The organism is Caldithrix sp. (assembly GCF_056497305.1).
This window is the reverse complement of the sequence record NZ_JBSMDE010000131.1, coordinates 1-9082: the sequence shown is the minus strand read 5'-3', so window position 1 is coordinate 9082 and position 9082 is coordinate 1. Positions and strand designations below refer to the sequence as shown.

Annotated in this window: 9 protein-coding genes; 8 read left to right on the top strand and 1 reads right to left on the bottom strand. The window is 45.9% G+C overall.

Features of this window, described 5'->3' with window-relative positions; all coding sequences use genetic code 11:
• Positions 1 to 193: 193 nt before the first annotated feature.
• From radC to ACWB0I_RS10930, 8 genes are all read left to right on the top strand, one after another.
• Complete coding sequence (gene radC / locus ACWB0I_RS10965; protein WP_479388105.1) at positions 194 to 913, top strand: RadC family protein; 720 nt, start codon at positions 194 to 196, stop codon at positions 911 to 913.
• A gap of 9 nt (positions 914 to 922) precedes the next feature.
• The gene (locus ACWB0I_RS10960; RefSeq protein ID WP_479388104.1) at positions 923 to 2473 is read left to right on the top strand and encodes an acyl-CoA carboxylase subunit beta; all 1551 of its coding nucleotides are present in this window, start codon (positions 923 to 925) and stop codon (positions 2471 to 2473) included.
• Positions 2474 to 2575: 102 nt separating this feature from the next.
• Positions 2576 to 3481, top strand: coding sequence for a phosphatase PAP2 family protein (locus ACWB0I_RS10955; protein WP_479388103.1), 906 nt, complete (start codon positions 2576 to 2578; stop codon positions 3479 to 3481).
• Positions 3472 to 3960, top strand: a complete 489-nt coding sequence (locus ACWB0I_RS10950) for a GNAT family N-acetyltransferase (protein ID WP_479388102.1) — start codon at positions 3472 to 3474, stop codon at positions 3958 to 3960. The genes ACWB0I_RS10955 and ACWB0I_RS10950 overlap by 10 nt, the downstream gene beginning before the upstream one ends.
• A 20-nt stretch (positions 3961 to 3980) precedes the next feature.
• Positions 3981 to 4805 carry a LysE family translocator gene (locus ACWB0I_RS10945; protein ID WP_479388101.1) on the top strand — a complete coding sequence of 275 codons (825 nt, stop codon included), beginning with the start codon at positions 3981 to 3983 and terminating at the stop codon, positions 4803 to 4805.
• A gap of 17 nt (positions 4806 to 4822) precedes the next feature.
• A complete protein-coding gene (locus tag ACWB0I_RS10940) occupies positions 4823 to 6184 on the top strand; it encodes an NAD-dependent succinate-semialdehyde dehydrogenase (RefSeq protein WP_479388100.1) in 1362 nt (453 codons plus the stop codon).
• Positions 6184 to 6732, top strand: coding sequence for a thioredoxin family protein (locus ACWB0I_RS10935; RefSeq protein ID WP_479388099.1), 549 nt, complete (start codon positions 6184 to 6186; stop codon positions 6730 to 6732). The genes ACWB0I_RS10940 and ACWB0I_RS10935 overlap by 1 nt, the downstream gene beginning before the upstream one ends.
• Positions 6729 to 7811 carry an AI-2E family transporter gene (locus ACWB0I_RS10930; protein ID WP_479388098.1) on the top strand — a complete coding sequence of 361 codons (1083 nt, stop codon included), beginning with the start codon at positions 6729 to 6731 and terminating at the stop codon, positions 7809 to 7811. Before ACWB0I_RS10935 ends, ACWB0I_RS10930 begins: the two co-directional genes overlap by 4 nt.
• Before the next feature lie 11 nt (positions 7812 to 7822).
• Here the strand turns inward: ACWB0I_RS10930 and ACWB0I_RS10925 are convergent, their stop codons facing one another.
• Positions 7823 to 8461: an NUDIX domain-containing protein gene (locus ACWB0I_RS10925; protein ID WP_479388097.1), complete on the bottom strand. Its 639-nt coding sequence runs from the start codon at positions 8459 to 8461 to the stop codon at positions 7823 to 7825.
• Between the last annotated feature and the right edge of the window lie 621 nt (positions 8462 to 9082).

The window sequence follows — 9082 nt, the reverse complement described above, 5'->3', positions numbered from 1 at the left end:
TTGCCAGGATTACAAGATTACCATGATTTTTATTCTCGAATTGCGGTTTTTCGTATTGAAAGCTGAGTATGTTGAAAAAAAACAGAGAACCTAATCCTGGTAATCCTGAAATCATGCAAATCCTGGTTCAAAAACGAAAAGATTCTCAATTCCGGGAATTTTAAACATCTCGTGCATCAAAATCGGGGGTAAAATGAACCGCATTAACGAGCCACAGCATTTCAAGGCGCGCATTACCGATTGGCCGCTGGATGAGCGGCCGCGCGAAAAACTGATGCGCTTTGGCGTGGACGCGGTCAGTAATGCCGAATTGATTGCGATTTTGCTGGGACAGGGCACCACGCGTCTCAATGCCGTGGAACTGGCTAAAAAGTTGTTGCGCGCTTTCGGTTCCCTGGAAGCGCTGAGCAACGCCTCGTTAAAAGAAATGCAGCAGGTTAAAGGCATTGGGCCGGCCAAAGCGGTCACCTTAATGGCGGCCTTTCAATTGTACCGCAACCTGCAAAAGGAGATGGCCGAACGTGAGATTGTGGCCTTCCGCGAACCAGCCAAGGTGGCCCGGGCCTACCAGCCCATTCTGGGCCATTTAAAGCAGGAAGCCTTTTATGTGATTTTGTTGAACAACAACCTGGAGCGCATCCAGGATTTCCGCATTACCCAGGGAACTCTGGACGCTTCGCTGGTGCATCCGCGCGAGGTGTTCAATCCCGCCATCCGTTATCTGGCTAAGGGGATCATTGTGCTGCACAATCACCCTTCCGGTCAAAAAAGGCCTTCTCAAGCCGATATCGATATTACACGCAAATTAGTAGAAAGCGGGAAGATTCTGGATATCCCTATTTACGATCACATTATTATTACCCAGAATGATTATTTTAGTTTTAAAGAAAACGGCTTAATAGAAAATCTGTAGGGGGAGTATATGTCTTATAAGGAAAATTTAAAGCTATTGCAACAGATGCGAGCCCTGGCTGTAAAAGGGGGCGGGGAAGAGAAAATAAAACGGCAGCATGAAAAAGGTAAGCTGACGGCCCGCGAACGTCTCCAAATCCTTTTAGATGAAGGCTCCTTCGTGGAAATGGATATGCTGGTCAAGCACCGTACACGCGACTTTGGTCTGGAAAAACAACGTGTTCCGGGGGATGGTGTGGTCACCGGTTACGGCTATATTGACGGACGTTTGGTTTTTGTTTTTTCACAGGATTTTACGGTTTTTGGTGGTAGCCTTTCCGAAACCTTTGCCCAGAAAATTACCAAGATAATGGATCAGGCGTTGAAAGTTGGGGCGCCGATTATCGGTTTAAACGATTCAGGCGGAGCCAGAATTCAGGAAGGAGTGCGCAGTCTGGGAGGCTACGCCGAAATTTTTCTACGCAACACTCTGGCCTCCGGTGTGGTTCCACAGATTTCTGCTGTAATGGGACCCTGCGCCGGAGGCGCTGTGTATTCGCCGGCTATTACCGATTTCATTTTTATGGTTAAACACACCAGTTACATGTTTGTTACTGGGCCTAATGTGGTTAAAACAGTTACCCATGAAGAAGTCAGTTACGAAGAATTGGGCGGCGCAGAAACCCATGCCACCAAAAGTGGCGTAAACCACGTAACCTGCGAAAATGATGTGGAATGTTTACAAAGCATCCGCAAACTGCTCTCTTACTTGCCTTCCAATTATCTGGAAGATCCGCCAAAAATCGAAAGCAATGACGCCCCAAACCGTTTGATTGAAGAACTCGATAATTTTATTCCGGAAAATCCCAATCAACCATACGACATGCATCAGGTTATTCAAAAAGTAATCGATAAAGACAGTTTTTTTGAAATCCATGCCGATTATGCCAAAAACATCATTGTTGGTTTTGCCCGCATCGATGGCTTTCCGGTCGGTATTGTCGCCAATCAGCCGGAGCATCTGGCCGGTGTGCTGGATATTGATTCCTCTATTAAAGGCGCGCGTTTTGTGCGCTTCTGCGACGCCTTCAACATTCCCATCATCACCTTTGAAGACGTTCCTGGCTTTTTACCGGGAACCAATCAGGAGTGGGGCGGCATCATTCGTCACGGGGCCAAATTGCTCTACGCCTTTTCTGAAGCAACCGTGCCCAAGGTAACGGTGATTGTGCGAAAAGCTTACGGTGGCGCCTATGATGTGATGAGTTCCAAACACATCCGCGGGGATGTTAATCTGGCCTGGCCAAGCGCAGAAATCGCCGTTATGGGGCCGAAAGGGGCGGCCGAAATTATCTTCAAAAAAGAGATCAGCAATGCTGAGGACCCCGAACAAATGCTGACTCAGAAAGAAAAAGAATATCGCGAAAAATTTGCCAACCCTTTCCTGGCCGCTGAGCTGGGCTATGTGGATGAGGTCATTGAACCGCGCTTTACACGTCAACGCATTGTTCAGGCTTTGCATATGTTGCAAAATAAGGTGGATTCTAATCCGGCAAAAAAACATGGAAATATTCCTCTGTAATTTGTAATATTGCCCTGTGGGCAGAACAGAATTGTTTTAAAAGAACAGACATCGGTGCAGATGGTCTTGTTTTAGTTGAATGTAAGTGGAGCTTAGAAAATCTTGGATGCCTTAAAATATTACGAAGGAAAATTGCGCGCAGCCGATAAGGCGACGATTATTTATCAGTTGATTATTTTAAGCGTTATTTTATTTAATTATCCCAAAATTACCAATGGATTTCTACTGATTTTGATCCACCTCTCCATTGTGGCCTTCCTGTTATGGCTTCCTCAATTGGGGGGCGGACGAATATTAAACTGGATTCGCGTCTGGAATCTCGTTCCCATCATCCTGTTTAACTTTTCGGAACTGCACTTCATTGTCCACAATGTTCGGCCACATGACCTGGATTACCTTCTAATCCAGATCGATCAAAATCTGTTTGGTGTAAATCCAACCGTCTGGTTGGAACAATGGCACCATCCTGTTTTAACCGAATATTTGCAATTGGTTTACACCAGTTTCTATTTTTTACCTCTGGCTTTAGCTGTTTTGCTGTATCGCCGCCATTACATGGAAGAATTTGATTATTTCGCTTTCATCATTGTTTATGGCTTCTACCTCTCTTATCTGGGCTACTTCATGGTGCCGGCCATTGGTCCCCGTTTTACTCTGGATTATCTCCAGAGCTTTCCGCTCCATGGGCTGGGCTTTGCCGAACGCTTACAACACCTTTTAAATACCCTGGAAAACATTCAACGTGACGCTTTCCCCAGCGGGCATACCGAGATTACGTTATTGACCATGTATTTTGCGGCCAGATACCATCGCAAATATTTTTATGTGTTGCTGATCATTGGCAGCAGCTTAATCTTCTCGACTGTTTATTTACGCTATCACTACGTTATTGATGTGATTGGCGGCGCTGCATTTGCCGTTTTTGTGATCGCCACCGCGCCGGTTTTGTACCGTGTGCTGAATCTTGTGCCATTCATCCCGGTGAGGAGTACAGAAGAATGCGGATAGACAGTAAGCGCTTTCAGCTTGTGCTGGAAGATGATACGGAACGGATGAAATCCTTGAAAAAACGGCTGCCTGAGTGGCAGAATCTGAGCGAACGGAACTGGTATCCGGTGAATATGCCGGATAAGATGTCGTTCACCATTCAGGTGAATGAACAAGTGGCCGGTGTAGTGGAACTGGTGAACATACGCTGGTTTAATCGCAAGGCTGAAATCACAATTTGGATCCTGCCCGATTTCAGAGGACAGGGATTGGGGCGCAATGCCCTGGCCGCAATCATTCAATTCGCTTTTGAACAACTCAATTTGCACCGTCTGGAAGCAGAAGTGTACGAATTTAATACGCCGGCCAGAAACTTATTTGAAAAAACCGGGTTTGTAGTGGAAGGGACTTTACGCGAGGCAAAATACAAGGATGGCCAATATTTCAGTATTATTCGTTATGGTTTGCTGAAAAGGGATTGGCGCAATAAATCATTTTAATAAATTCTGGATTTAATACGATGATTGAAACGATAATTGCTTTAACGACCATTGGCTTTGTAGTGGGATTCATATTCTCCATGCCGGTTGCCGGTCCGATTAGCATTTTGGTGGTTTCCAATACGTTACATGACCATCGCCAGCGGGCCATGTACATTGCCATCGGCGGAGCCATTGCCGATTTTATTTACATCTTTATTCTGGTTTTTGGATTTACAAAATTGCTCACCGAAAATGAGTGGGTCGTAAGTTACATTCTGTTGATTGGTGCCTTCTTCATCTTTATTCAGGCCATCAAACTGTTAAGGTACCATATTAAGATCACAAATGGAAATCATGCGGAGAACGAGGTTGTCCAAACAAAATTAATTAAGAATATCCGACACCATCACGGACTGTACACCGGCTTTTTTGTCAATTTTCTTAATCCAACCATCATTTTTGGCTGGATGATCTCTTCTTTTGTCATTCTCTCTTTTGTGGCAGCCAACGGCATTAACGTCGGTGGCATGGAATACGTTTTCCTGAATAATGTGGAAGAGATCAGAGACCAGGCTGTTTTTCAGGAAAAGGAACCCACCGACCTGGTCGAGAAGATGGAGCAGAACAAGCAGCAGGCCAGGCCCGATACCTTTCTGCAAATTATCAATAGTCTGGACTACGCCCTTTCCGTAGCTTTTGGCACGGTGATCTGGTTCTACCTATTAACCGGATTTCTGAAACGTCATAAGGACAAAATACCGACGCAATTTTTTAATTATCTGGTTCATGGTCTGGCCATTTTTTTGTTTGTGATAGCCGGCTATCTGCTTTACGATAGTCTGAGGTTATTCCACGTCATTTAAGTGGGAGGAAGCAGGCAATGCATTCCATCAATCCTTTTAACAATGAGGTGATCAAGACGTACCAGGAACACACTTTGCCGGAAGTCAAGGAAATAATCAGCCAGGTACAGGAAGAATTTCATGCCTGGCGCCATGTGTCGCTGGTTCAACGATCGGCCTTAATGAAAAATGCAGCCCATATTTTACGCAAGAAAAAGGAAGGGTTTGCCCGGCTGATTACCCAGGAAATGGGTAAAATTATTCGCGAATCACGCGCTGAAGTAGAGAAGTGTGCCTGGGTGTGCGATTATTACGCAGAAAATGCTGAAAAGTTTTTAAGAGACGAATTCATCGAAACCGATGCCCAACAAAGTTACGTTGCTTTTGAACCTTTAGGGATTGTGCTGGCCGTCATGCCATGGAATTTTCCTTTCTGGCAGGTTTTTCGTTTTGCCGCACCGGCTTTAATGGCCGGCAATGCGGGCATTCTGAAACACGCCTCCAATGTGCCGGGTTGCGCGCTGGCCATCGAACAGATATTTCGGGAGGCGGGCTTTCCGGAAAACCTCTTTCGTACCCTGTTAATTAAGGCTAACCTGATTCCGGAGGTCATAAGTGATCCGCATGTTCAGGCGGCCACATTAACCGGGAGCGAGCCGGCCGGGGCAGCCGTTGCGGCGATGGCCGGACGGGAAATTAAAAAAACCGTCCTCGAACTGGGCGGTTCCGATCCCTTCATCGTTTTGCAGGACGCCGATCTGGACAAAGCAGTGCGAACCGCGGTTCAGGCCAGAATGATCAACGCCGGGCAAAGTTGCATTGCAGCCAAACGCTTTATTGTGGCCGAGGCCTTGCTCCCTGCCTTTGAAGAGAAGATGGCAGCCCAAATGCGAACTTTAAAAGTAGGCGATCCGCTTGATGAATCAACGGATGTGGGCCCGTTGGCCCGACCGGATCTGGTGCGCGATTTGCACAATCAGGTAGAAAAATCTGTAAAACAGGGCGCACGCCTGTTACTGGGCGGTAAAGCTGTGGAAGGCCCGGGCAATTTCTACCAGCCAACCGTTCTGAGCGATGTGCAAAAAGGCATGCCCGTTTACCAGGAGGAGACCTTTGGCCCTGTGGCAGCCATCATTCCCGTCCAGGACGAAGATGAAGCCATTGCCGTAGCCAATGATTCACAATTTGGCTTAGGGGCCAGCCTGTGGACGCAAAACATCGAAAAGGGGAAAACCCTGGCCAGAGAAATTCAAAGCGGAGCCGTATTTATTAACGGTCTGGTCAAATCCGATCCCCGTTTGCCGTTTGGTGGAATTAAAAGGTCAGGCTATGGCCGTGAGTTGTCGCATTATGGAATTAAAGAATTTGTCAACATTAAAACCGTATGGATCGGACATTGATGAACTTAAAATCTGAATTTGAAAAGGCATTGACCTTAGAGGAATACCTGCCCATTTTAGGCGAGCAACAGAAGCTGCACCAGTTGCATTACAACAGGGCAGAGGTGGACGATTATGCGCAGATGGATCTGCCAGAATTAAAAATTCTGGTCATTACAGAGCCCTGGTGCGGAGACTCAACGGCTATTTTGCCTGTTTTGCAGAAATTTTTTGAAAACAAAAAGGCTGAAATTCGTATAGCCTTAAGAGATGAAAATCCGGAATTGATGGATCTGTTTTTGACCAATGGCGGGCGAGCCATCCCGGTGGTTGTTGTGCTGGATGAAGAGGGGAATTACCTCTTCCATTTCGGACCACGACCTCAAGCAGCTCAACGGATATTTGAAAACCATCGTAAGTCGATTCAGCAAGGGAAAGTGGAAAAAGTTGAAGTCATCAAAAAAATTCGGCAATTTTATTCCAGAGACAGGGGCAAAGCTATTTTAAAAGAGTTTTTAAAGCGGTTGGCAGCCACCGGAAAACTGAACGAAACCATCGGGGAATTATGATCGATCAGAGAGACGGAAATTTCAGCGCTAAATTCATTAACATTGCACTTAGTCTGATTATTGTCTTTTTGATTGTCTGGGTATTGTACATCGGACGATCGATTATTCTGCCATTTCTAATCGCCCTTTTCCTTGGCTTTATTTTAGAGCCGATCGTTGCCTTTTTTACACGCCACAAAATTCCCATGTTTCTGGCGGTTATTATCACGCTGATTTTGTCCTTCGTCATTCTCTATTTGCTGGGTTTATTAGTCTACGCCAATGTTCAAATGTTTGTCGATCAGTTCCCCCGCTACCAGGAACGCATGATTCAATCCATCGATAGTTTCTTGATGAAATTTAACCATATTCTGGAACAATCCAGATATCAGGTGTACCTGGATCGTTCTACCTGGAAACAGATCGATTGGATTTCTGCGATTAAAAATCTGAACATTGCCGAAGGGGTGCTGAGCAGTGTTGGCTCCTTTTTTACCTTTTTGTTCAAGACCGTCATCGTCATTATTTTTCTGGCTTACTTTTTGATGGGCAAGCGGAATATTGACACCAAAATCCGGCTGGCTTTTGATCATAACCAGGCTGAGCAGGTCATCTCCATCCTTAATAGCATTACCACGCAAATTCAACGCTATCTGGGGGCCAAAACCATTGTTAGTTTTTTGACCGGCGGGATCAGTATTTTGATCTTTCTGGCCTTTGGCCTTGATTTTGCCATTTTTTGGGGGTTTTTAATCTTCCTGTTTAATTTTATCCCCAATATTGGCTCCATTATTGCATCCTTGTTACCCGTATTGTTCAGCCTGGTGCAGTTCGGGTCATTTTCCAGGGCCTTCTGGATGTTGCTGGCCTTGACCATATTGCAAACCGCAATGGGCAATTTGATTGAACCGCGTTTAATGGGCCGCACACTAAACCTCAGTCCTTTGATGGTGATTATCTCCTTAATCTTCTGGGGCTATTTGTGGGGTGTGGCCGGTATGATTCTGGCGGTTCCCATTTTGGCCACCATGACCATTATTTTTGAAAATGTGCCGGAATTGAGATTTTTGAGCGTCTTTTTACGCGGCAAACCGAAATAAGAGGTTCTCTTTCAGGTCGCTTCTTTAAGCCAGCCCCAATTTACCAGAAGCATTCTTGCTCTTAGCAGGCCAATAATGGACATGGCATCTTTAATAATCCCACTGTCCACCATTTCCCAGGCTTCTGTAAATTTTACTTTGCGCACTTCCAGTTGCTCGGTGTGATCGGGATTGGTTTTTCCGCTTTTCAAATCCCAGGCCAGAAAAAGGTAGGCTGTTTCGTTGGTAAAGGAATTGGATGTGTAGGCGCTACCCAAATAAGCCCATTTAGACGCCGTGAGGCCGGTTTCTTCCATTAACTCCCGTTGAGCGCCTTGCAGAATGGATTCATCGACCTGGCCGCCTCCTTTCGGAATTTCCCAGCTGTAAATATTCAGCGTGTAACGGTATTGGCCGATCAGGAATGTGCAACCATCATCGGTGAAAGGCACCACGCCAATGGCCGGGTAAGGTTCCACCACCCCATAAATTCCTTTAGTATTGCTGGGGGTAAGAACCTGATCTTCCCGCAGGCGTATCCATTCGTTCTGGTAAACTAATCTGGAAGAGAGTCGCTTCCAGGGATTCTGTGCGTATTTCATGGTAGCTCCGGCAATGCGTTTCAGGATGTTAATCTCTCTGGCCGTTAATTTAAAAAATGTTCCATTCAACGCAACTGGAAGTGAGTGCAGCTCCGTTATCCTAAGACAGCAGAGTCGAAACCTTTAGAAACCACAGAGGTCACCCGTCTGGCACCGGACAGGCCAGTCTGGCAGCACCAGCCTGACAGGCCCGTCTGGCCACCGGACAGGCAAAGAATTAATTTTAATTAAAAATTACGAATTACGAATTATTTTGCGAAGGGACAAGTTGTGCCCAGGCAGTGAAGGACTGTGCTGGCATGTCATTCTGAATCCCGCTTCAGACGTAACTCGAGCTTCAGCTCGAGACTTTGGTAAGAGCGAAGCATTCACAAAGTGCGCAAAGATTGTAAAAAAAATTGCAAAATATCTTAACATCTCAGAGTAAAACTCAGCAAAGCGGCACAATTTGCTCCCCCTTCCCTTTATTAAAAGAAGGGAAGGGGGGCGGGGGGATAGGATCTTTAGCACAAAAAATTCCCCACCCCGCTGTGGCGGGGTTAGAATACTTCCTTCAAAACTTATAATCCCGCCACAGCGGGATGCGAAAATTTTTATGCTGTTTTAGGGAGGACGTGTTGAAGAATTGGTTTAAATTATTTCTGCGAATATCTGCTAAATCTGCGCGAAATATAATTGTGATTAAAACAG

Excerpts from the sequence above, each read along its gene's own strand:
- radC (WP_479388105.1), top strand. The coding sequence starts at position 194 with ATGAACCGCATTAACGAGCCACAGCATTTCAAGGCGCGCATTACCGAT.
- ACWB0I_RS10960 (WP_479388104.1), top strand. The coding sequence starts at position 923 with ATGTCTTATAAGGAAAATTTAAAGCTATTGCAACAGATGCGAGCCCTG.
- ACWB0I_RS10950 (WP_479388102.1), top strand. The coding sequence starts at position 3,472 with ATGCGGATAGACAGTAAGCGCTTTCAGCTTGTGCTGGAAGATGATACG.
- ACWB0I_RS10945 (WP_479388101.1), top strand. The coding sequence starts at position 3,981 with ATGATTGAAACGATAATTGCTTTAACGACCATTGGCTTTGTAGTGGGA.
- ACWB0I_RS10940 (WP_479388100.1), top strand. The coding sequence starts at position 4,823 with ATGCATTCCATCAATCCTTTTAACAATGAGGTGATCAAGACGTACCAG.
- ACWB0I_RS10935 (WP_479388099.1), top strand. The coding sequence starts at position 6,184 with ATGAACTTAAAATCTGAATTTGAAAAGGCATTGACCTTAGAGGAATAC.
- ACWB0I_RS10930 (WP_479388098.1), top strand. The coding sequence starts at position 6,729 with ATGATCGATCAGAGAGACGGAAATTTCAGCGCTAAATTCATTAACATT.